This is a genomic window from Paenibacillus sp. p3-SID1389 (assembly GCF_025151705.1).
Taxonomy (GTDB): Bacteria; Bacillota; Bacilli; order Paenibacillales; family Paenibacillaceae; genus Fontibacillus; species Fontibacillus phoenicis.
The window spans coordinates 22511-46206 of the sequence record NZ_JALXVO010000027.1 but is presented as its reverse complement, the minus strand read 5'-3'; the positions used below and the strand labels follow the sequence as shown (position 1 = coordinate 46206).

The window sequence follows — 23696 nt, the reverse complement described above, 5'->3', positions numbered from 1 at the left end:
ATAAGCAGACAACGACGAACATAGACCGGTCAGACGCCTCCTGGGAGATGAGGAGAACGGTGCGGTACTGGCAAACAGTTGAAGGAGTGAAATCATGGGGAAGTATTTTGGAACGGATGGCGTAAGAGGAATTGCGAATAAAGAATTAACAGCAGAACTGGCTTACCAGATCGGCCGCTGCGGCGGTTATGTGCTTGCAGGGCAGGTACCTAAGCCCAAGGTTGTCATTGGTATGGATACGCGTATTTCCGGCGTAATGCTGGAGTCTGCGTTGGTGGCGGGGCTGTTGTCGATTGGCGCCGAAGTAATTCGACTTGGCGTCGTGACGACACCTGCGGTTGCTTATCTCACTCGCTTGCTTAAAGCGGACGCGGGCGTCATGATTTCCGCATCCCACAATCCGGTGGAGGATAACGGGATTAAGTTCTTCGGCAGTGACGGCTTTAAGCTGTCGGATGAAACGGAGCTGCAAATCGAAGAACTGCTCGACAAGGCTGTCGACGAGTTACCGCGGCCGATCGGCGGCGACTTGGGGACCGTGACGGTGGACAATGAATCGAAGCTGAAGTACCTTGAGCACTTGAAAACGACGATCAACTCCTCGTTTAAAGGGCTGAAGGTGGTGCTGGATTGCGCGAACGGGGCGGCCTATGAGCTGGCACCAAGATTGTTCCGCGAGCTGGGAGCCGAAGTGCATACGCTGGCAGCTGAGCCTAACGGGCTCAACATTAACGATCATTGCGGATCCACGCATCCGGAGCGGCTGAAGGAAGAAGTCGTTCGACTTGGCGCTCATGTAGGGCTTGCGTTCGACGGCGACGCGGACCGGTTGATTGCGATTGACGAGCTAGGTCAAGAAGTGGACGGCGACTATATCCTGTGCATCTGCGGCGATGCGATGAACAAAGCCGGTAAGCTGAAAGACAGCACGGTTGTCTCGACAGTGATGAGTAATTTTGGCTTCTATAAAGCGGCCAAGAAATTGGGGCTGGCTACCCAGCAAACCGCAGTAGGCGACCGCTATGTTATGGCGGAAATGCTGCGCGGCGGCTACAATCTGGGCGGGGAGCAGTCCGGTCACGTGATTTTCCTGGACTACAATACAACCGGGGATGGCATTTTGACGGCGATTCAGCTGGTCGATACGATGCTGGCTTCCGGCAAGCCGCTTAGCGAGCTGAAGAAGGTCATGAAGCAGTATCCGCAGGTGTTGGTGAACGTTCGCGTACAGGACAAGAGCAAGTTCGCGGGTAACGCTGTGATTGCTGAAGCGATTGCGGAAGTAGAGCAAGAATTGGGCGATAACGGGCGCGTGCTGGTTCGGCCGTCGGGAACGGAATCCCTCATCCGCGTTATGGCCGAAGGGCCGGAGAAAGCGGAGCTGGAGAAGCTGGTCGCGCAAATTGTAGAGGTTGTAGAGAAGCAGTTGGTGTAACGACCTGATTGTTTGGTTCATGATATAGGACTTTGAGAACCGCCGGACGGGTGAGGATGCCTGTCGGGCGGTTTTTGCTAGGGAGAGGGCGTCTGTTTGGCTCTCTTTTTGACGATTATCCGGTTGCATCAGGTTGAGGAGAGGTGAAAAGCAGGTGCAACTTAAGGGCATTAAATGCCTCATTCGGGTGCGTATTCACCCAGATCTGAACGGAAAGGGATCATGGTGCAAAGTGTCGGGCGAAAAGGGAAATGAAGGGCGAATAAGGGACATTAGAGCCTTAAGTTCCATTAGGGTACAGGGGGACAAGCTCGACGGGAGAAGGAATTCCCGTTTTTTTCTAGGCCAATAGGGTAAAAAACACGGTTCGACGAATCAGGACAAGATGATCATTGCCAAATCGTGTGAAGGTGCATATAATTAAGCATATTCGAGCAGAGAAAGTGAGGGTAGTTAGGTTTACCGGATTTTAAGCGCCAGAACTTCATTGTGCGCGTTTCGTTTGGACCGATTTAGGAAATCGGCGCGATCAAGGGAACGTTGTTGAGAAGCAGGGGCGGAAGGCTGGCTTGCAGCGACAACGGTGAATCCTTGAGGCGTTATTATCGGTTCAAGCGTACGGCAAAGCGAAGTTGACGAGGTGGAGGTGTTCGGAATGTTCGGCGGGGGCCTCCCGGTGCTGCATCGCACCGTAACCGTATCGGCAAAAGGATGGGGCGACCTTTCCCACAAACCGTGCGGGCAGATGGATAATCACATTCATAGATCGTTCATGAATGTACGTAAGCAAGTGACGCGGAAAGAGCCGCGGTAGACGGAGCAATCTGGACATTCGTGAAAAAATGAATGAAAGTTGCGTAACGTTTGAGTGATGATCAATCTGTTGATGATTGGTTGGATATATTTTTTTACAATTGAATAGTTCTGTCTCGGTGTACCGCGTAAGGCTTCTTCCGTGTTTCATTTCTTACGGCCAAAAAACCATCTTGTAAGAATGAAACGGAGGATAAATGATTATGTGTGGTATTGTTGGATACATTGGGAATCGGGATACGCAGTCGGTGTTGCTTGAGGGATTAAAGAAACTGGAGTATCGCGGGTACGACTCCGCAGGGATTGCTGTGTTTACGTCGGAGGGGCTGAAGATTGCAAAATCGCTCGGCCGTCTGGCGAACCTGGAATCCAAGCTGGAGGATGCACCGCTCAAGGGTTCGGCCGGGATTGGTCACACCCGTTGGGCTACGCACGGCAAACCGTCTGACGTGAATTCTCATCCGCATACCGATCATACCCAGAAATTTTCTGTCGTGCATAATGGGATCGTCGAAAACTATCTGGAATTGAAGGAAGAGCTGATCAGTCAAGGGTATGTCTTTGTTTCTGAAACGGATACGGAGGTCATTTCCCATCTGGTCGCTCGCGAGTATCAAGGCGATATCGTGAAGGCGGTTCAGAAGGCGATCAGCTATATGCGCGGCGCTTTTGCACTTGGGGTGCTGACGGAGTATGAACCTGACAAACTGGTGGCTGTCCGTCAAGCTAGCCCGTTGATCATTGGTCTTGGCGAAGGCGAGAACTTTATCGGCTCCGACATTCCTGCGTTGTTGAATTACACGCGGAACGTCTATATTTTGAACGATGGCGAGATGGCGGTGCTGACGAAGGATTCTGTCGAACTGATGACCATCGAAGGGAATTTTATTTCTCGGGAAATGATTCGTGTCGATTGGGACGCTGTCACCGCGGAAAAAGGCGGGTTCGATCATTTCATGCTGAAAGAGATCCACGAGCAGCCGAAGGCCTACCGGGACACGATGCTGGGCCGCATCGACGAAAGCGGACGCAAAGTCGTGTTGCCTGGCTTGAAACTGACGGACGAGAAGATCCGCAGCCTGAGAGCGATTCATATCGTTGCTTGCGGTACGGCTTATAACGCCGGTCTGGTCGGCGGGACGGCGATCGAGCAACTCGTACGCATTCCGGTGATGACGGACGTCGCTTCGGAATACCGTTACCGCTCGCCGTTGATTACGCCGGATACGCTCGTGATCGTTGTCAGCCAATCGGGCGAAACGGCCGATACGCTGGCAGCACTGCGTGAAGCGCAAGCAAACGGTGCCCATGTGCTGGCGATCACCAACGTGGTTGGCAGCTCGATTGCCCGCGATGCAGACGATGTGATCGCTACGCTCGCTGGTCCGGAAATCGCCGTCGCTTCGACGAAGGCGTATACGTCCCAGTTGATTGCCTTTTACCTGCTTGCTCTGTACATGGCTCAGGTTCGCGGTACGCAAAGCGAAGATCAAGTGGCTCATGTGATTGCGGCCATGCAGTCGCTGCCGGAGCAGGTGGAAAGCATGCTGGCTCAGGCCGATGTGGTGAAGGCTTATGCGGAGCAAATTGCTAGCAATGAGCATCTGTTCTTTATCGGTCGCGGTCTCGACTATTCCGTCGTGCAGGAAGGTTCGCTGAAGCTGAAGGAAATTTCCTACATTCACTCTGAAGCGTACGCTGCCGGTGAGTTGAAGCACGGCACCCTGGCCTTAATCGAAGAAGGCGTTCCGGTGATTGCGCTGGCAACCCAGGAATCTGTGCTGGAGAAAACCGTCAGCAACATCAAGGAAGTAAAAGCGCGTGGCGCAGAAGTCATGGCGATCACGCACGAGGAGCATGTGCCTGACCTGCTGAAGTCGGTTGACCAAGCGCTGTCCATTCCGAAGACGCTGCCGCTGCTAACACCAGCCCTGTCGGTCGTACCGCTCCAATTGCTCGCTTACTACGCTTCCCTGGCTCGCGGCAACGACGTCGACAAGCCACGGAACTTGGCGAAGAGCGTGACGGTGGAGTAAGAGGAAATAAAATTGGTGCTATCTATAACAAGTAATTAAAGTCGCCACAAGGATTGTGAAGTCGATCTAAAGATTATGGAGTCGGTATCAAAAAGCCTAGGAAACTCAGAGTCACTCCTGAGTTTTCCTCGGCTTTTTTCATTTTTGTTGCTGTGATCCCTAGCTAATCCCTTGTTTATTAATTTTCTCCAGTTTTCCAACAACACCATTATCCGAATTCATCATTTCACTGGTTTTCGCATGTTAATCCACTATGATTCTTATCACTCGTGATGAAACCGGAATTTAAGACGAGAAGATACAAAACTAAGTGCGGCAAAGAGTTTCTCGGATTTTTCGTAGTTTTTTACGATGCAATCTTAACGAAAATATCCCGTAATCTGTAAATTAAAAATGTCCAGAGCCAATAAAAAATTCAATCAAATTCCCGGTGAATACTGAACTGAATTTAGTATTGAAATACTCGATTTATCCGTGGTAGTATTTGGGTAGAAGTTATGTTGATCAAAAGGGACTAATCCCGAATCTTCTTGTTATAAATTTCTCGATTATAAAATAAGGAAGTAACCTAACTTTTATCTTGAAAGAAGGTGATAAATTGATTGAATCGTTCTGGAATATCTGTCTGCTCCATGATATATCAACACGTGATCAGTTGCTTCGCGAGGCCATTCGAGTGAAACGGACGCAACAACTTCTGGAACAGCAACAGTTGGCCGAAACGGAGCTAATGACAGAACCTGAGAAGCTGTTTCAGTGGATGAAGGAACGAGCCTTAGACAAAGAATTAGGCCATTTTCCCGGCGATCGGGATTTATTTTATAAATTATACCATGCAGGCAAGGATATGGACTTGTTGGAATACGCCATGCTAACCATCCAACAAGATCGTGTTACAGGGAGCATTGTCGTCCATCCGGGAATCGTCGAGCGGTTTGTCGATCAGTGTGAGCGACATGGTTGCACGAACATCCTGTTTGCAGAAGCTGAAAAGTATATCAAAGGACTTATCGAAACGAAATGTTACCATCGACCATGGACAATCACATTGTTAACGGAAAACTACATCATCGGCAGATTGTTCAAAACGTATTTCGAGCCCTATTCCAATATCCGCATCGTTCAAGGGTCCATTTATCAACCGTTGCCTGCAGAACATCAATTCGAAGCGATCCTGGCGATGCCGAATTTTGGTATGAAGATGAACGATGACGATGTCGCGGTTCGGGAATCCGAAGGCGCAGCGGCCAGCTACCTCCTTCCACTCTTGCAAGACGGCGGGAGATTGAGCGTGACCTTTCCTGCACGGATGCTGTTTCAATCCGGCGCGATCGCCAGCTGGCGGAAGAAAATGAATGAACAGGCGCCGGTGCAAACGATCTATTCGCTTCCGGACGGCTTGTTTCGTCCCTACACTTCTATCAAGACCTATCAGGTTGACTTCGGCAAAGTGCCTGTGAAAGAGGTGATCCTCGGGCGACTCCATATGGAGAAGTCAAAGCTTGTGGGGGAACGGGAGATTACCATCCATCCGGATCGGTTCCGAGAGCTGGATCATTGGCGAATCGAACTGCTGCTGGATGAAGATCAGGATATACTTCGTTCGTTTCAGCAGGCGGCAACCCCGAAAGTGAAGTTGCGCGATGTGGCAGAAATTTTTCGGGGAAAATCGATTCTTAAGCAGGATCTAAAGCCTGGGAACATTAAGGTGCTGAATATATCCAATCTGGATGACGGCGAAGTGCTATTGGATCAGCTTGAAACGATTGACGAGGAAGAGCGGAAAGTGAAGCGTTACGAGATTCTCCCAGGCGATCTGGTTATGACATGCCGCGGCACCGTGATCAAGCTGGCTGTGTTTCCGAAGACCGAAGGGGTGGTCATCGCCTCATCGAATATGATCGTGATCCGATTCAAGTCGGCAATCAAGAGCCATTTTGCCAAAATGTTTCTGGAAAGCCCTGTTGGAACAGCCCTTATTCAAAGCTTCCAGCGGGGGACGACTGTAATGAATCTGAACCCGGCGGATGTGGCGGAATTGGAATTGCCCCTGGTACCGGAAGAAAAACAGCAAGAATTAGTACAGCAATATATCCGGGAGAAAGAACGATATAAAGAAGTTGTCCGAGAAGCGGCGAACCGCTGGGAACAAGTGAAGAGCCAGTTATACGAGCAACTCTACTGAGGAGGAATTTAGGATCATGGCAACAGCGAACATTGGATTCGAGGAAAAATTATGGAGCATGGCCGATAAGCTGCGCGGCAGCATGGATGCAGCGGAGTATAAGCATGTTGCGCTCGGCTTGCTATTTTTGAAATATGTGTCGGATGCATTTGAAGAGAAGTACGAAGCGCTTAAAAATGAACCGTATGCCGATCCGGAAGACCGGGATGAATACGTGGCGGCGAACATTTTCTGGGTGCCGAAGGAGGCGCGCTGGAGCCATATCAAGGATAATGCGAAGAAGCCGGAAATCGGGCAGATCATTGATAATGCAATGATTGCCATCGAGAAGGAAAACCCGTCGCTGAAAGGCGTGCTGCCGAAAGATTACGCTAGGCCGGCGCTGGATAAAACTCGTCTTGGCGAAGTGATCGATTTGTTCTCGTTCAAGGTCGGCGATGAAGAGAGCCGCTCGAAGGATGTTTTGGGTCGGGTATATGAGTACTTCCTTAGCAAATTTGCTAGCGCGGAAGGCAAGAATGGTGGCGAATTCTACACCCCGAACAGCGTTGTGCGCCTGCTCGTCGAGATGATTCAGCCGTTCAAGGGCCGCGTATACGACCCCTGCTGCGGGTCCGGCGGCATGTTCGTGCAGAGTGAGAAGTTTGTAGAGGAACATCAGGGACGCATCGGCGATATCGCGGTGTATGGGCAAGAGTCGAATCCAACAACGTGGAAGTTGTGCAAAATGAACCTCGCTATTCGCGGCATCGACGGCAATCTTGGAGAGCATCATGCGGACACGTTTCACAATGATTTACATAAAAACCTGAAGGCCGATTACATCCTGGCGAATCCGCCATTCAATATCAGCGATTGGGGCGGCGAACGACTGACAGAAGACGCTCGTTGGGCGTATGGGGTACCTCCCGCTGGGAATGCCAACTATGCGTGGATTCAGCATATCGTGAACAAGCTTGCGCCCAGCGGTGTTGCAGGCTTTGTACTTGCGAACGGCTCCATGTCGACAAGTACGACGGCGGAGTTTGAGATTCGCAGCAAGCTCGTTAACGCCGATTTGGTGGATTGCATCGTCACCTTGCCGGGGCAGTTGTTCTACTCTACGCAAATTCCGGTTTGTCTCTGGTTCATTGCCAAAAATAAAGCGCCAAAGGGCTTTCGGGACCGCCGTGGTGAAATCCTGTTTATCGATGCTCGCAAAATGGGCCATATGGTGGATCGGACACATCGCGAGTTGAGTACGGAGGATATCCGGAAGATCGCCGATACGTACCACGCATGGTGGGGACAGATGGATGCTGGACAGTATGAAGATGTGAAAGGTTTCTGCAAAGCGGCGAAACTTGCAGAGGTACAAGAGCACGAGTATATCCTGACACCTGGGCGTTATGTAGGCATCGAAGATGTGGAAGAAGACGGAGAACCGTTCGAGGATAAAATGGCACGGCTGACATCGGAGCTGGCGGAGCAGTTCGCCAAGTCCCGGCAACTAGAGGATGAAATTCGCAAGCGGCTTGGGGGGATTGGGTTTGAGTTTTGAGTGGAAAATCAAGAAGGTAGACGAAATTAAAGCAGATATCTCTAATGCAATAGCAATGGGACCATTCGGTTCAAATATTAAAACAGAAAACTTTGTAGCTAGGGGCGTTCCTGTTATCAGAGGTATAAATCTTTCTAAAGGGAAGCTATATGAAGAGGAATATGTATATATAACTGAGGAAAAAGCGGATGAACTTAAATCCAGTAATGCTTTCCCTGGGGACTTAGTGTTCACTCACAGAGGTACTTTAGGGCAGGTTGGAATAATCCCTTTTAATTCAAAGTATAGAAGGTATGTCGTTTCCCAAAGTCAAATGAAACTGACATGTAATACAAAGAAGGTGAATCCTCTCTTTGTTTATTATTTTTTTAAGTCTAACATAGGTCAACATGCTTTGTTGATGAACACTTCAACTACGGGGGTCCCTGCGATTTCACGTCCAGTGACTTCCTTAAAGAATATAGAAATACCTCTTCCAGCTCTTGATGAACAACAGCGAATCGTAGATATTTTAAACGCATTGGACGATAAAATCGAACTCAACAACGCCATCAACAAAAACCTTGAAGAAATGGCCCAAGCCATTTTTAAGCGGTGGTTTGTGGACTTCGAGTTTCCAAATGAAAACGGCGAACCGTATAAGTCAAGCGGCGGCGAGTTTGAGGAAAGTGAGTTGGGGTTGATTCCGAGGGGTTGGAAATTGGATTGCTTGGATGGAATCGCTGATTACCTAAACGGATTAGCAATGCAAAAGTATAGGCCTGATGGGGAGCAGTTCATTCCAGTTATAAAGATTAGAGAACTGAATCAAGGTAGAACTAATAGTGATAGTGATAAAGCAAGTCCGAATATTGATAAGAAGTATATTGTAAATAATGGCGATGTACTTTTTTCTTGGTCAGGAACTTTGGATATAAAACTGTGGTGTGGCGGAATCGGTGGATTAAATCAGCACTTGTTTAAGGTTACATCGAAAAATTATGATAAATGGTTCTATTATTATTGGACTAAGCATCACATTGAAAGATTTAGACGTATTGCAAGTGATAAAGCAACCACGATGGGACATATAAAACGTAATGACCTTAAAGAAGCTAAGGTACTTATACCGGACCCAAATAACTACCAAAAAGCAACAGATATATTTAAACCAATTGTCGATAAAATGATCCAACTTTCGGTAGAATCGTTTTATTTGGAAAGAGTCCGCGACACCCTTCTCCCCAAACTCATGTCTGGCGAGATCCGCGTCCCTGTCGAGCAGGATCACAGCGCTCCCGATCTGCCAATGGCTGCGGAAAGCAGTGCAATATACCAACCCTAACATAAAGGAGGTGCAACGATGGCCTACTATACCACATCCTATACCGAAAGCGACCTAGAGCAGGCCGCGCTGGAATGGTTCGAAGAACTGAACTACGAGAAAGCTTACGGTCCGGATATTTCTCCCGAAGGGGAGTACCCCGAACGGCAATTTTACCATGACGTCATCCTGAAAGACCGGCTGCGCGAGGCGCTTATTCGCATCAACAAGCATGTGCCGCGCGAAGCCATCGAGGAAGCGATTCGGGTCGTTGAAGTGCCGCGCAGTCCCAGCTTGTTGATCAATAACAAGGCGTTCCAGAAGATGATTACCGATGGAATCGATGTGCAGTATCAAGCCGCCAACGGCGAATATCCGACAGAGAAAGTATGGCTGTTCGACACCGACCCGGACCGGATCGACAACAACGACTTTCTGGTCGTCAACCAGTTTACCGTTGTTGAAAATCAGGGAGAGAAGCGCCCGGATATCGTCGTGTTCGTAAATGGATTGCCGATCGCCGTATTTGAATTGAAAAGCGCCTCCAACGAAGAAGTCGGGATCAGCGATGCCTACAATCAGATGCAGACGTATAAAGGAGCGATACCGTCCCTGTTCACGTACAACTCGTTCCTGGTCATCAGTGACGGTGTGAATGCGCGGGTAGGCACGTTGACCGCCAATGAAGATCGGTTTATGATGTGGCGCACGATCGACGGCGATGACGTGGCGCCCTCCTCCCTGCCCCAGCTTGAAGTGCTTGTGAAAGGGATGTTCGAGAAAAGTCGGTTGCTCGACATTATCAAGCATTTCGTGCTGTTTCAGACCGATGGGGAGCATCTGTTCAAAATATTGGCGGGATACCACCAATACCATGCCACCAACAAGGCAATTGCAAGTACGGAACGTGCGACGATGGACGAAGGGGATCGCAAAATCGGCGTCATCTGGCATACGCAAGGCTCCGGTAAAAGCTTGTCCATGGTTTTCTACGCGGGAAAACTTGTTCTGACGCTGAACAACCCGACGATCGTCGTGGTGACGGACCGGAACGATCTGGACGATCAGTTGTTCAGCACGTTCAGCAAGTCGAAGGACTTGCTCAGGCAAACGCCTCAGCAAGCGGAAAATCGGACTCATTTGCGTGAGCTTTTGTCGGTGGAGTCGGGCGGGATCATTTTCACAACGGTTCACAAGTTCACTCCTGATGAAAATGAAGACAAGTATCCTGTACTTACGGAACGCCGCAATGTGATCGTGATCGCAGACGAGGCGCATCGCAGCCAGTACGGGTTTCAGGCGGAAATGGTTGCCGGGGAAGACGAAGCGGCCATTAAGTATGGCTACGCCAAGTATATGCGCGATGCGTTGCCGAACGCTTCTTATATTGGCTTTACCGGAACGCCGGTTGAATTGACAGATAAAAATACGCCTGCTGTTTTCGGTGACTACATCGATATTTACGATATGACCCGAGCTGTAGAAGACGGAACGACGGTCAAAATCTATTACGAAAGTCGAATTGCCCGCCTGGAGTTGTCGGAGGCGGAGCGCCCAGTCATCGACAGCGAGTATGAGGAAATTACGGAGTATCAGGAATATACGCAGCGGGAGCGTTTGAAGTCGCGTTGGGCTCGGCTAGAAGCGTTGGCCGGTACGGAGAAGCGGGTTAAGAAAGTCGCTCAGGATGTTGTCGAACATTTCGAGCAGCGGCAGAAAGCCGGCTTCGGCAAAGCGATGATCGTTGTGATGTCGAGGCGGATTGCCATCGATATGTACAAAGCGATTGTTGCTCTTCGACCGGATTGGCATAGTGATGACGACAATGAAGGCAAGATCAAGATCGTCATGACCGGTAGTTCCAGCGATCCGGAGGAGTGGCAACCGTTTATCGGCAACAAGCGGCGCCGTGAACATCTTGCGAAACGTATGAAAGATGTGAACGATCCGCTTCAGATCGTCATTGTCCGTGACATGTGGCTGACCGGGTTTGACGTGCCGAGCATGAATACGATGTATATCGACAAGCCGATGAAAGGCCATAACCTGATGCAGGCGATCGCCCGTGTGAATCGGGTATTCCGCGACAAGCCGGGTGGTTTGATCGTCGATTACATCGGAATAGCGGATTTGCTGAAATCGGCGCTGCAACAATATACGGAAAACGACCGCAAAACTGCCGGCATCGACACGGACCAAGCCGTTGACTTTATGCTGGAAAAACTGCAACTTATCCGTGAATTGCTTCATGGGTATGACTACAGCAAATTTGCTTCGGAGAAAGCATCCGAACGGATGAAGGCCATTGTTGAGACGGTCGATTACGTACTTGGATTGGGTGAAGAGAGCAAGCGGAACTTCCTAAATTGGACGACGGAATTAGCAAGAGCCTTCTCGCTTTGCGCGACGACTCCCGCAGCTGAGGAAGTTAATCTCGAAATTAGCTTCTTCAAGGCGGTAAAATCTGGTATTATTAAGTTGATAACTGATGAGAATAGGAAGAAAACGACGAAAGAGCTCGACGCCGAGTTGAATCAGCTCATTTCGAAATCGGTCGTATCCGATGAAGTGGTCGATATCTTGGAAGCTGTAGGTTTGCAGAAACCGAACATCGCGATTCTATCGGATGAGTTTCTGGAACATGTGCGCGGGTTGAAGCAGAAGAATCTGGCGGTGGAACTTCTCCGTAGGTTGCTTCAAGGTAAAGTGAGGGCCGTTTCTCGGACCAGTATTGTGCAATCGAAGAAATTTTCTGAGATGCTGGAGGAAGCGATCCGGAAATACAACAACCGTACCATTGAGACGACTCAGGTCATCGAAGAACTGATTCAAATGGCCAAAGAAATGAACGAGGCTGTCAAGCGTGGCGAAGATCTCGGTCTGGTCAAAGAAGAACTGGCTTTTTATGAAGCTTTAGCTTCGAACGAATCGGCCAAAGAACTGATGGGCGATCTGATGCTGAAGCAGATCGCACATGAACTGACCCAAGCGATTAAAAGCAACATTAAAGTCGACTGGACGCTTCGCGAGAATGTACGGGCGCAAATGCGGATTACCGTCAAGCGGCTGTTGAAGAAGTACGGTTACCCGCCGGATCTGGAGAAAATGGCCATTGATCTGGTGCTCCAGCAAGCTGAATTGATGGCGCAGGCGGAGACGGAAGAGTTTAAATATTAACTTACAACAAGGCGTAGCAACGTGAGTCAATGGGGCTATGCCTTTTAATATTCATGAATATCTTTGGTGTTAGGAGAATTATTATTTGATATATTTGGAATGAGAATGTGTGTTCCTGTTTTTTGGGTAATGACTACATTAAAGGAGATGAATATTGTGACAGTTGAACTTAGACAAAATTATAATAAAGTTTTAGAAAATTTAGCAGCGGAACTTGATATATCACCCAGCAAATATCAACAAGCCGTTCAGCGATATACTTCGGTGGGTAATTGGATTGCGGACGGAGAGTATGATGGTGTTCAGGGTGAACTTCACATTTATACTCAAGGCTCTTTTAGACTTGGTACTGTAGTTAGACCACTAAAAGAAGGAGCGGAGTCAGATTACGATATTGACTTAGTGTGTGAAATACCACTGAAAAAGTCTAGTACAACCCCTGCATCATTAAAAAAGTCTATCGGCGAGAGAATAAAGGAAAACGCTATGTATCAAAAGATGCTTGATAAAGAAAAGAAGCGTTGCTGGACATTAAATTATGCAGAACAAGACGGTATAGGATTTCATCTTGATATATTGCCTTCCGTTCCCGAATCTGTTGACCTGATTGCTGAATTAATTGGGCATGGCATTCCGGGAGATATAGCCAAAAAGTCGATATCGATTACGAATAGAGAAAGAGAAAATGTTTATTCATGGTCATCTAGTAACCCAAACGGGTACGCTGAATGGTTCGAAACAATCAAGAGGCCAGTATTTGAAAAGATGAAAATAGTACAAAAACAATATATTTTCGAGAACAACAAAGCAATATTCAATCAAATAGATGAGGTTCCAGACCAACTAGTCAAGACACCTTTACAGAGGGCCATTCAGATTTTAAAACGTCATCGTGATGTTCGATTTGCTGGTCACGAATGGGAAGCGGATAAGCCTATTTCTATGATAATTACTACTTTATCTGCAAGAGCATACCAACATGAAATGGATTTATATTCAACCATTAAAAATATCGTTGAAAAGCTATCTACGTTAGAACAACTTCTTAATCCAGGAATTAAGTTCAGCGGAGATATATCAATGCTTCAACTAATAAATAGAAACAAGGATGGGTATTGGATAATTCCTAACCCTGTTAATCCAGCAGAAAATTTTGCTGATCGTTGGCACGAAAAAGGTAATCGGAAAGCTAAAGCGTTTTTTCAATGGATTACCTGGGTTAAGGAAGACTTAGTTGACATTCTTCAACTTTCTGATGTTGGTAAGATTACAAAAACGCTTGAACAAAGATTCGGTGAAAGGATTGTTTCTAAAGCAACGCAAGGTGTTTGGTTATCAATGTCGGAAATTGCCGCAGCAAATGCTGGAATACCTCATATAGATATTGATAATCCGAGTAAACCATGGAGTTATTAATTTTATGGAGTACAATCTTAGCGATAATATTGAAGTTCAATCACTTGAATTATTCAAGGTTCATAAAGGCTTACAGCTTATAGAAGAAGATGGGAGTATTTGCATAAAAGGGTCACTCCCATTTTCTGCTACACTTTATGGAACTTGTCCAATTGTTGATTGCTATAATATAAAAATCCACATTCCAACTGACTACCCTAATAAACCGCCAACAACGACAGAGTGTGACGGAAGGATTCCAAGAACATTTCATACCAATCCCGATGGAACATTATGTTTGGGTTCACCATTAGAAGTGCGTATGAAATTCAAAGGTAGTTTGCTGAACTATGTTCAGAAACTAATCATTCCTTTCCTTTATTCTTCTTCATTCTATGAAAAGTATGGAAAATTGCCATACGGTGAGCTTTCCCATGGTTCATTAGGTATTGTTGAGAGTTATAAAGAACTTTTCGGTGTTTCGGATAGCAAAATTGTATTGGGTTTATTAAACATTCTAGCAAGAGGGAAATATAGGGGGCATCATGATTGTCCATGTGGAAGCAAAAAAAGACAGAGAAACTGCCATGGGAGCCAGCTTCTTGATTTAATGAATTATCAAAGTAAGGACGAATTTATGTTTGACTTGAACCAATGCTCTAGTGTAATTCGAAAAGGAAGGGATAGGAGTGTCAGTAACCAATATTCCCGAAAAAGTTAAAATTCGGTTATGGGGTTTAGCGGCAGGGCGATGTCAATATGAAGGTTGTAATGAACCGTTGTGGTTGGATACTCTTACTCAACATGAATTCAATGGTGCATATATTGCCCACATAATCGCAGATAGTCCAAATGGTCCACGAGGGGATGCAATTCTTTCCGAACAACTGGAAAAAGATATTTCAAATCTCATGTTAATGTGTGATAAACACCATAGACTTATCGATAGAGAGGATGTTGAAGGACATCCTGTTGAAAGACTCCGTGAAATGAAAAGAAAACATGAGCAAAGAATACAACTCGTAACATCTATTCTGGATAACATGCAAAGTCATGTATTACTATACGGTTCTAATATTGGTCAACATAGCTTCCCGTTAAATTGGGATAGAACTACTCCTGCAATGTTATCGATAAGATACCCTGCTGAAAAACCCGCAATTGAGATCAGTTTAGGTAATAGTTCCATTCATGATGGAGATGAATTATTTTGGGTTGTAGAACGAGAACAATTGAGGAGGCAGTTTTCCGATAAAGTAAAACGTAGAATTGCTCTAGGAGATATTTGTCATCTTTCAGTGTTTGCATTGGCTCCTCAGCCGTTACTTATCGAGTTAGGGACATTAATTTCTGATATTTGTCCTGCTGATGTCTATCAGTTACATCGTGAACCTGCGGACTGGGTATGGCAGGAAGATCCCGCGGATTTCAAATACATAATAAATGAACCAGATGAAATTCACCAAGTTGCAGCATTAAATCTGTCTTTGAGTGCAACCATCGACAATACCCGTATCTTTAAAGTTTTGGGGTCTGAAACCTCTGTATGGACTGTGACTATACAAACTCCTCATAATGATTTTATGAAGAGTAAGCAACAGTTATCTATGTTTAGGGAAATAATGAGACGATTACTCGATAAAATAAAGGCTGTTCACGGACATGATAATATGTTGCATGTGTTCCCAGCTATGCCTGTGTCGGCTGCAGTTGAATTAGGTCGAATATGGATGCCTAAGGCTGACTTACCGTTATGTATATATGATGAAAATCGCCAACTCGGAGGATTTAAACACACATTAAGCGTAGGCATTGACAGTGGTACCGGAAAGGAATACGCACAGGTTGGATACATGCGCGGTTGATTTTTTAAGTCTACCTTAGTAATAATTTTATTCCATAAACTGATTATGGCGTGAAAGCAAAATAAGAGTCTAAAAATTTATTTTTCTATTTTCATTTTTTGATCTTAAGGAATTCCAACACAGTCTAAAACTTATTTCTCAAAAGTTGACGAAGTTCAAAATCAAAAACCGCGCCAAATCAACTATTCCAGTCTAATACTTTATTTTCTTCGAACAAATTTTTGTCAACATCAAACAAACTCTAACGCCCACCATATAAACTCTGCACAAAGCTTATAAAGTATGACGACAAGCCGAGCTGATTTCAGGTATTTCCTCCTGATTTCACTCGGCTTTTTCTTTTTCAATCCGATCTCTTCCTCGATCTTTTTCTCGATCAATATCCCCATAAAGCCTTGCCAGACCTGGTTTAATTCTTATTTTCCTCTGTACCCTATCAAACCTAATCCCAATGTTTCTACCTGCGATACCTCCTGCTCTTCCGTCAAACTTTTACGGTTCGATTTGTGATTTTGACGGGTGTTATTCTCGATGATTTCCCCCGATTTTCAGTCAAACATGGCGTGCAGGAATTGTAGGAGCGGGAATTGGGGGAAGGGCTGAGAAGCCTTTTGGGGAGCGGAATTGCGGGGATTAGAGTGGGAGGGTGGGAGCGTTAAACTTTAATGAATGGGGACATAGTAGGGTTTTAAATTGTAATTTTTGAAATCGGCTGGTTGTTGAACTATTGGGAATTGGGTGAAGGGAAAGTATCCACCGAAAATAATAAACACGTTCAAAAGCAATTAAAGAATATTGTTTTTGAGATTATCTCCAACAGAGGTAGGGATTTTCGGTATTCAATGCAACAAATGAAACTGTGAATACCTTTGTAGAAATATTTAATGAAAAGCAATTGCCGTATCAATCTATACCACTTTCTACATTCGTCAATGCTGAGGATCCATTTAATGATGAAATTCGAGTTGCTATCATTTTTCAAGATTTGGATGAGTCCGATTTATTGACCAACATCGACAAAATAACTAATAGGGTTTTATACCCATTATGGTTTCGTGGTGTATCAATTGTGTTTATCAGCAAATTGGAGTGGCGATTTAGGAAGGAGCTAAGTACAGGGTTAAGGCTAAGTTCATTGGGATGGGCGATAAGAACGTCATTGTTTGTGATTGCTGTTATGCAGAAATTCAACAGGCATTTCCTGAGGAGTTGGCATGATAAGGAAGTGGAGTGGCAAAAGTAGAAGTTTTCGAATTCATCTCGCCACCTATAGAGTCACAAATCAAATCACAACACTCCAATTACTTACGCATTAAATGGGAATGACCTATTATATCCTTATAGGAAAACATTGAGTGGAGGCGAGATGGAAGTGACGCTTAAAGATAAGATCATAACTCTTTTGAACGAAAAAGATGGATTGACGGATCGAGAAATTGCAAATGCGATATTAGGTGTTAATGAACCTCAGCAAGCGGTTAACCAGACGTGCAGGACTCTGGCAACCAAAGGGATTATTAAAAGGAAGAATCGAAGAGATGGCTTAATAGGCAATTATTTGATTGTCCAAGGGCTGACAGCGGAAGTACCCCCAGTTAATCAAATAGAACAGACAGCAGAGATCACTACAATATTAAGAGAAGACAACCTCAAGCAGATTTTGAAGGATTACCTTCATTCAGATGGATGGGAGACTCAAATTGCGTGGGGAAGAGTCCCAGGGATAGATATTAATGCGATTCGGGGCAATGAGCGCTGGATCATTGAGGTTAAGGGGTTAGGCTCATCAAATGCGATGAATGTGAATTATTTTTTAGGTGTTTTGGCAGAAACGCTTCAACGCATGGATGATCCAAATGCCAAGTATAGCATTGCGTTGCCTGATGTAAAGCAGTTTCGCAATCTCTGGAATAGGCTTCCGTTGTTAGCTAAGAAGCGAACTGGAATATCAGCTATTTTCATAGACGAAGCAGGTAATGTTAATGAAAGCGAGCTGTAGGGGGAACGAATGATAACATGAATATTGAGATGACGACTGAAGAAGCATTCAAGTATTTTCTCCCATTTTGTACCAACTCGTTCCTCAAGTCCCGAAAACCCTTGTACAGCAAGGGATTGGAGGCTTTGGAGGGGCTAAAGTGAGATGGACATGAATTATTTTCTCTTGACATAGTAGGGAAATCAAAATGGGATCATCGCGTTCTTACGGTTTGTTACTTAAAGGGGGCAGGCGAAAGGAAAATCATTTTTTGATGTGATTTGATCAGGAAATTCGGGACTTATCCTATGCTTTGAACTTTATGATATACAAAATCAATATTCGTTTGATGTTAAACAAAGCAATATAGGTCAAAAAAAAACATGGTTTCTTCTGTTATCTTATTTGTAAGGAGGTGTAAGGAGGCCTATGAAATGAGCTACAGTCCCATTATTCAAAAAACGATTGAATATATAGAGACTAATTTGCATGAAGAATTATCTTTAGAAAACATTGCTCAGTTTGCTGGTTTTTCAAAGTACCATTTTCATCGTATTTTTCAAAAAGAAGTTGGTGTGACTGTATCTGAATATGTTCGATATCGAAGAATTGCTAATTCAGCCAACATGCTGCTTTATACGGATAAAAAGATAATAGATATTGCTTTCTATTATCGCTTTGAAACACAAGAATCATTTACCCGTTCGTTTAAGAAATATTATCAATTACCGCCAGGACAATACCGCAAAATCATGGGTAAATTAACTTTACAAAGGGAGGATGTCATGTTGAAAAACGAACAATTGAAAGGATGGAAATTAAGCGGAAGTCACCCGTTTAATTATAAAATGGGAATTGACAGAGAAATCTTTCACAAGGGGAAAGCATCTGGATTCTTAAAGGCTGTTACTGTCCAATCTCAAGCTGAATTTGCCACAATGATGCAACAATTTAAGGCAGAAAAGTATCTTGGTAAAAGGATAAAACTTTCTGGGTTTATAAAATCAAAAGGTGTTGATGGATTCTGTGGGTTTTGGATGCGAGTGGATGATGCACTTGGGGATGTGTTGCAATTTGATAATATGAGTGACCGCCCGATTGTAGGAGATACTGAATGGAATCATTACTATATCGTTTTAGATGTTCCTAAAAATAGTGCAGTCATATCTTTTGGTGTTTTACTTTCGGGGAAAGGGCAAGTATGGATTGATGAACTTAAATTTGAGGAAGTGGATGAGCGTACACCAACAACAAATATTGATTTTACAGTTGACCTTTTAGACGAGCCTACCAATTTATCTTTTGAAGAGTGGGAGTAGATGATATTTATCCCCGTAAAATATATCCGTCCAGGAAAAAATGTCCAAGAAGCCGAGCAGGGGCAGGGTTTTGCCTGGGTCCATGCTGGGCTTTTCTTCGTTTGAAAGAAGTACTCACTGTCTCCTTTTCGCCTGATTTCTTTCAAATTAGCGGACATGATTTATTTTCCCTTAACATAGCAGGGAAATCAAACATGATGAAAGCATGGTTCGGATAGTGTGAACGCTTGGAAGGGAAAGGCGAAAGGACATTTAGAAAAGACTGGAATGGATCAATGTGCATTTCATCGGCACTGGCCTGGTGTGTGATACAATATTTGATGCGAAGTATATTTAAGTCAGGAAGATCATGGCTCACTTGCCTGAATGAAAGGTGCGATTACAATGGACTGTTGTGCTCCGACAAACCGTGGAGAAACGACGGAAACAAACTGCCCGAAATGCGGGCAAAACGGAAGACGTGTGCCGCTAATCACGCTCAAGTCCCTGCTGAAACCTGCGGCTTTGGCAACGCTCGTCCCTGACCGAGATTATGTCTTTTGCCCGAACCCGTTCTGTGAAACGGTCTATTTTGCGTTGGACGGTTCGCTGGCCTTTTTCGTGGGAGACTTGAAAGTGCCTGTGTTTCAAAAGGATTCGGGCCTGGATGTTCCCGTGTGCTACTGCTTTGACTGGACGAGGGAACGCATCGTTCAAGCCCTACGGCAAGGCAAGGATTCGCTTCAGGAAATCAAGACCCATGTCCAGGCGGGCCGTTGCGGCTGTGAAGTGAACAACCCCCAGGGGGCTTGTTGTATGGGGAACGTGGCGGAGTTTATTCGACAGGTGAACGTGTACTGACCTGTTGAACATGGAGCGGTTGTTCCAGCGTAAGGGGGGAAATCAATGTTTTATAATGAACCGTTGGAAATAAGTACAGCAGTATGGATAAAGATGCTTCAAGATAAAGAAGTTACAACCGAGAATGACTTAAAAATTTTAAAGCTTGTGTATGAGAGTAAAAACCACGAGATAAGAGCTTCAGAGATCGCATCAAGATTAAACATACCACATCATGGGCCGATTAACTTACAAATAAGTAGATTTAGTAAGCGTGTCATTCATAATACAGGAGTTCAACCTCCTTTGAGAAAAGACGGAAAACCACGATGGTGGCATGTGCCTTTTTTGGGATATGAAAAATCAGGAAGATTCCCTTGGATCATGCGTCCTGAACTTGTAATTGCCTGTGAGGAAATTTTTGGTCAAAATGATACCGAATTCGTTTATTCAGTTGAAGTTTCTCGTGAGGATGTCTCGTCTTTGACCGAAGGCACATTGCGGCAAGTTTTTGTAAATCATTATGAAAGAAACAGACGTGCAAGAAGGATTTGCATTAATCATTACGGAAGCAAGTGTGTTATTTGTGGTTTTGATTTTGAAAAGACATATGGACCAATCGGTAAAGATAAAATTCATATACACCATCTCGTACCCTTATCCGAGATACAGAAAGAATACGAAGTTGACCCTATACGAGATTTACGGCCTGTATGCCCCAATTGTCATTTTATTATTCACAGCAAGAGAGAGCCTTTCACCATCGAAGAGGTAAGAAGAATGATGTTAGGGAAGTGAGGAAAGACGGCCATCGAAAAATCATTGGGGCGTTTACGACGTTTTCCACGTTCAAACTGGAGAGCGTGAATCTGTTTCGGCGGGGCGAAGGGAAGACAAGCCTTCTGTACATGGGGATGACGTACCTTCTCGGCATCGGAGCGGCATGGCTGGGATACCTGATCCATATGCTCCTTTTCACCCTATAGTGGGCCATCGCATAAAATAATCGCAGATTGTGTTGATCCCACTTCAAAGGAGGGTGAACCTTTGAATTCTTACTACTCTTACTCGTATGACAGGATGCAGTGGCGTTATCCCATGCCCGCTTATTGGCCCCCTCAACAAGACTGGCGGTACTGGCAACCGTATGCTGGCGGTATTATCCAATATACAAGGAACGACGAGAACCCTCTCGTTGAATTAAAGGATTACGGTGGTCAACCGTTCGTGGTCAATATCGAGCAAGCCGCCAAACGGAATCCGAATTATCGGACAGCAATATGGACGGGAAAACATTTGCAGGTGACGTTGATGAGCATCGATGTCGGAGGCGATATCGGTCTGGAAGTGCATCCCGATGTCGATCAGTTCATCCGCATTGAACAAGGACAGGGACTTGTGCAAATGGGTGGACGCAAAGACCGTCTGGAATTTGAAAGGAATGTGTCCGAAGATGACGCCATCATGATTCCAGCTGGGACGTGGCATAATGTGACCAATACGGGGCATGTTCCCTTGAAGCTGTATTCCATTTATGCTCCGCCCGAGCATCCGTTTGGCACGGTTCACAGGACGAAAGCCGAGGCCATGGCTGTTCATCGGTGATGGACAGCGTCGTTCTGATACCAAAGCACAAAAAAGCTGACGTGAACCCACGTGTGATGCTAGACTTAATAGTAGACACAGATTACACTGATGAAACGACAACTATCGGAGGACTGTGTCAAAGATGAAAAAGCCACTTTATGACGATGAGTACAAAAAGAAGACAGTTCAGTATGTCAAAGAAAGCGGGAAGGCGGTGGCGGAGGTAGCCCGCGAACTGAAGATAAAGGACAATACCTTGTACGGTTGGATGAAGAAGTTTGGTAGCGAGCCGGAAATCGTTCAAAATCAAGTGTTTAAGTCCGAAAACCATCAGTTACGGGAACTGCAAAAGCAAATCCGTGAGTTGCAAGAGGAGAACGAAATCTTAAAAAAGGCAATGCACTTCTTCGCGAAAGACCGTCGGTAAAATATTCATTCGTCCACGAAAACCGCTCCGAGTACCGACTGGAGAAGATGTGCAAAGTAATGAACGTATCTCGCAGCGGATATTACAAATGGCGTGATCGCCCTGAAAGTGAACGAGAGCGCCAGCACAAAGAATGGACAGAGCAGGTCAAGGAAGTGTTCGACGATTCCCGTCAGCTTTACGGGAGCCCAAAGGTCACGCAGAAGCTGAATCAGCAAGGAGTCAGCATATCTGAACGGACCGTAACACGGATTATGAAGAAGCAAGAGTGGCGGTCTAGAACCGTCAAGAAATATAAAGCCACAACGAATTCCAAGCACAGCCTGCCGGTACAAGACAACGTGTTAAACCAAGACTTTACGGCAAGTAAACCGAATGAGAAATGGGTGACAGATATTACGTATGTCGCGACCGGGGAGGGTTGGCTGTATCTGGCAAGCGTAATGGATCTGTACTCCCGCAAGATCGTTGGATGGCATATGAGTGACCGCATGACAAAAGAGCTGGTGCTGCAGGCGCTAAGGCAAGCTTACGGTCGTCAGCAGCCCGATGGAGAAGTGTTGCATCATTCCGATCGCGGCAGCCAATACGCCTCCCATGACTACCAAAAGCAACTCCAGGTTTACTCCATGACAGGGAGCATGAGCCGGAAAGGGAACTGCTACGACAACGCTTGCATTGAATCTTTTCATAGCATTATCAAAAAGGAACTTATCTATTTGAATAAATTTGAGACCCGTGCTGAAGCCGAGAAAAGCATCTTCGAGTACATCGAAGTATTTTACAACAATGAGCGTATTCACTCGACGATCGGGTACTGCACGCCATCTGATTTTGAAAGGCAGCACTACTTCAATACGGTGAATCACTAAAATCTATGTCTACTATCTTGACAGAGGTCCACTTCGTTAAACGCCTCGATTCGGGGAACGATCTCCAGCCTCGCCAACTCAACGATGAATGTTGCCAATACCCTAGGGGCTTGGGCAGCCGGTATTTTGTATACCCAATTCGGCGGGTTTGGCGCGATCGGGATGTTCTCGGCCGTCAGCTTGGCGCTCTCGCTGGGGATCTTCCTGTTTGGCGGCGTATTGCAACGGAAATCGGAACACGCAGGCCAGGAATCGCCGTCAGCTTCATAATTGATGCGGTTGCCGCTGCCGTGGGACCCAATAAGGAGTTCCACGCAATTGCGCGTTTTTATGGACCTTTTTAAATTTGTAGATTACGGCTTCAGCATCTCCATCGAAACTTCGGCAATTTGATGGAGCTTCTGTTTATCGGTGGAGGTGCGACGCATGACGCGGATTCCGAGCAAAGTCGCATGTAAACTGGACGCAAGCAGGCGGGGGGCTAATTCTGGTGAGATGTCTCCCGCTTGTTGCCCCTGTTGGATGAGCTCAGTCAACAACTGCTCTTCATTGCCGAACAGCTCGCTCGTTAATTTGCTGACCTCGGGATCTCTGTAGGCCAGCTCAGTCGCCGAGTTCACAAAGAAGCAGCCGATGGGCTGTTCGCCGTTGGTTTCAATCAGATAGTCAAAAATCAGACGGATGGATTCTAAAGCCGTACGGCCGCGTTGGACTTCCGCCTTAATGGCAGCATTCGTAATCCTCGCATACTGCTCCATCGTTTTGATGTACAGCGTGTGCTTATCGCCAAACGTGTCGTACAAGCTGCGGCGATGTACTCCCATATGCTCCACCAAATCTTGAAGTGAGGTCTTCTCATACCCTTGCTCCCAGAAAACGCATGGCCTTAAGAAGGACTTCCTTTTCGTCGAACTCTTTACTTCGTGCCATTAACCAGTCCCCTTT

At 45.8% G+C, this 23696-nt stretch carries 18 protein-coding genes; 17 read left to right on the top strand and 1 reads right to left on the bottom strand.

All coding sequences use genetic code 11. The annotated features are described in order from the left end of the window. Positions 1–94 precede the first annotated feature (94 nt). From glmM to M3G15_RS12640, 17 genes are all read left to right on the top strand, one after another. Complete coding sequence (glmM, locus tag M3G15_RS12720) at positions 95–1435, top strand: phosphoglucosamine mutase (RefSeq protein ID WP_260071136.1); 1341 nt, start codon at positions 95–97, stop codon at positions 1433–1435. Between the two features lie 1016 nt (positions 1436–2451). Beyond that, a complete protein-coding gene (glmS, locus tag M3G15_RS12715) occupies positions 2452–4284 on the top strand; it encodes a glutamine--fructose-6-phosphate transaminase (isomerizing) (RefSeq protein WP_036646334.1) in 1833 nt (610 codons plus the stop codon). 676 nt (positions 4285–4960) lie between these two features. Further along, positions 4961–6469, top strand: a complete 1509-nt coding sequence (locus tag M3G15_RS12710; protein WP_260071135.1) for a restriction endonuclease subunit S — start codon at positions 4961–4963, stop codon at positions 6467–6469. Positions 6470–6485: 16 nt separating this feature from the next. Then, the gene (locus tag M3G15_RS12705) at positions 6486–8009 is read left to right on the top strand and encodes a class I SAM-dependent DNA methyltransferase (RefSeq protein ID WP_260071134.1); all 1524 of its coding nucleotides are present in this window, start codon (positions 6486–6488) and stop codon (positions 8007–8009) included. Then, complete coding sequence (locus M3G15_RS12700) at positions 7999–9333, top strand: restriction endonuclease subunit S (protein WP_260071133.1); 1335 nt, start codon at positions 7999–8001, stop codon at positions 9331–9333. The genes M3G15_RS12705 and M3G15_RS12700 overlap by 11 nt, the downstream gene beginning before the upstream one ends. Positions 9334–9351: 18 nt before the next feature. Beyond that, positions 9352–12489 (top strand): type I restriction endonuclease subunit R, encoded by a 3138-nt coding sequence (locus M3G15_RS12695; protein WP_260071132.1) that lies wholly within the window; start codon positions 9352–9354, stop codon positions 12487–12489. Between the two features lie 156 nt (positions 12490–12645). Continuing rightward, entirely contained in the window at positions 12646–13905 is a 1260-nt protein-coding gene (locus M3G15_RS12690; RefSeq protein ID WP_260071131.1) for a nucleotidyltransferase domain-containing protein, read from the top strand. Positions 13906–13909: 4 nt separating this feature from the next. Further along, positions 13910–14605, top strand: a complete 696-nt coding sequence (locus tag M3G15_RS12685) for a ubiquitin-conjugating enzyme family protein (protein WP_260071130.1) — start codon at positions 13910–13912, stop codon at positions 14603–14605. After that, the gene (locus M3G15_RS12680; RefSeq protein ID WP_260071129.1) at positions 14574–15749 is read left to right on the top strand and encodes an SAVED domain-containing protein; all 1176 of its coding nucleotides are present in this window, start codon (positions 14574–14576) and stop codon (positions 15747–15749) included. Before M3G15_RS12685 ends, M3G15_RS12680 begins: the two co-directional genes overlap by 32 nt. Positions 15750–17115: 1366 nt before the next feature. Further along, positions 17116–17748 (top strand): MarR family transcriptional regulator, encoded by a 633-nt coding sequence (locus M3G15_RS12675; RefSeq protein ID WP_260071128.1) that lies wholly within the window; start codon positions 17116–17118, stop codon positions 17746–17748. A 413-nt stretch (positions 17749–18161) separates the two neighbouring features. Next, positions 18162–19046 carry a helix-turn-helix transcriptional regulator gene (locus tag M3G15_RS12670; protein WP_011229682.1) on the top strand — a complete coding sequence of 295 codons (885 nt, stop codon included), beginning with the start codon at positions 18162–18164 and terminating at the stop codon, positions 19044–19046. A gap of 384 nt (positions 19047–19430) precedes the next feature. After that, positions 19431–19886: a putative iron-sulfur cluster-binding metallochaperone gene (locus M3G15_RS12665; protein WP_081133337.1), complete on the top strand. Its 456-nt coding sequence runs from the start codon at positions 19431–19433 to the stop codon at positions 19884–19886. 45 nt (positions 19887–19931) lie between these two features. Next, positions 19932–20663 (top strand): HNH endonuclease, encoded by a 732-nt coding sequence (locus tag M3G15_RS12660; RefSeq protein ID WP_260071127.1) that lies wholly within the window; start codon positions 19932–19934, stop codon positions 20661–20663. Next, positions 20660–20851: a fluoride efflux transporter FluC gene (locus tag M3G15_RS12655; RefSeq protein ID WP_042684494.1), complete on the top strand. Its 192-nt coding sequence runs from the start codon at positions 20660–20662 to the stop codon at positions 20849–20851. Before M3G15_RS12660 ends, M3G15_RS12655 begins: the two co-directional genes overlap by 4 nt. A 61-nt stretch (positions 20852–20912) precedes the next feature. Continuing rightward, positions 20913–21470, top strand: a complete 558-nt coding sequence (locus tag M3G15_RS12650; RefSeq protein ID WP_081133339.1) for a cupin domain-containing protein — start codon at positions 20913–20915, stop codon at positions 21468–21470. A 124-nt stretch (positions 21471–21594) separates the two neighbouring features. Further along, positions 21595–22751, top strand: a protein-coding gene (locus M3G15_RS12645) for an IS3 family transposase (protein ID WP_127490457.1) whose coding sequence is annotated in 2 segments (ribosomal slippage) — positions 21595–21847 and positions 21847–22751 — 1158 coding nt in all. Because the reading frame shifts where the segments join, the coding sequence is not laid out codon by codon here. Positions 22752–22835: 84 nt separating this feature from the next. Continuing rightward, positions 22836–23021 carry a hypothetical protein gene (locus M3G15_RS12640; RefSeq protein WP_260071126.1) on the top strand — a complete coding sequence of 62 codons (186 nt, stop codon included), beginning with the start codon at positions 22836–22838 and terminating at the stop codon, positions 23019–23021. 83 nt (positions 23022–23104) lie between these two features. On the opposite strand, the gene M3G15_RS12635 is transcribed toward M3G15_RS12640, so the two are convergent. Further along, positions 23105–23584, bottom strand: coding sequence for a TetR/AcrR family transcriptional regulator (locus M3G15_RS12635; RefSeq protein ID WP_260071142.1), 480 nt, complete (start codon positions 23582–23584; stop codon positions 23105–23107). Positions 23585–23696 lie beyond the last annotated feature (112 nt).

Bases quoted from the DNA above. Each gene is read 5' to 3' on its own strand.
- glmS (WP_036646334.1), top strand. From the start codon at position 2,452: ATGTGTGGTATTGTTGGATACATTGGGAATCGGGATACGCAGTCGGTG.
- M3G15_RS12695 (WP_260071132.1), top strand. From the start codon at position 9,352: ATGGCCTACTATACCACATCCTATACCGAAAGCGACCTAGAGCAGGCC.
- M3G15_RS12705 (WP_260071134.1), top strand. From the start codon at position 6,486: ATGGCAACAGCGAACATTGGATTCGAGGAAAAATTATGGAGCATGGCC.
- M3G15_RS12675 (WP_260071128.1), top strand. From the start codon at position 17,116: ATGGAAGTGACGCTTAAAGATAAGATCATAACTCTTTTGAACGAAAAA.
- M3G15_RS12670 (WP_011229682.1), top strand. From the start codon at position 18,162: ATGAGCTACAGTCCCATTATTCAAAAAACGATTGAATATATAGAGACT.
- glmM (WP_260071136.1), top strand. From the start codon at position 95: ATGGGGAAGTATTTTGGAACGGATGGCGTAAGAGGAATTGCGAATAAA.
- M3G15_RS12660 (WP_260071127.1), top strand. From the start codon at position 19,932: ATGTTTTATAATGAACCGTTGGAAATAAGTACAGCAGTATGGATAAAG.
- M3G15_RS12665 (WP_081133337.1), top strand. From the start codon at position 19,431: ATGGACTGTTGTGCTCCGACAAACCGTGGAGAAACGACGGAAACAAAC.
- M3G15_RS12685 (WP_260071130.1), top strand. From the start codon at position 13,910: ATGGAGTACAATCTTAGCGATAATATTGAAGTTCAATCACTTGAATTA.
- M3G15_RS12640 (WP_260071126.1), top strand. From the start codon at position 22,836: ATGAATGTTGCCAATACCCTAGGGGCTTGGGCAGCCGGTATTTTGTAT.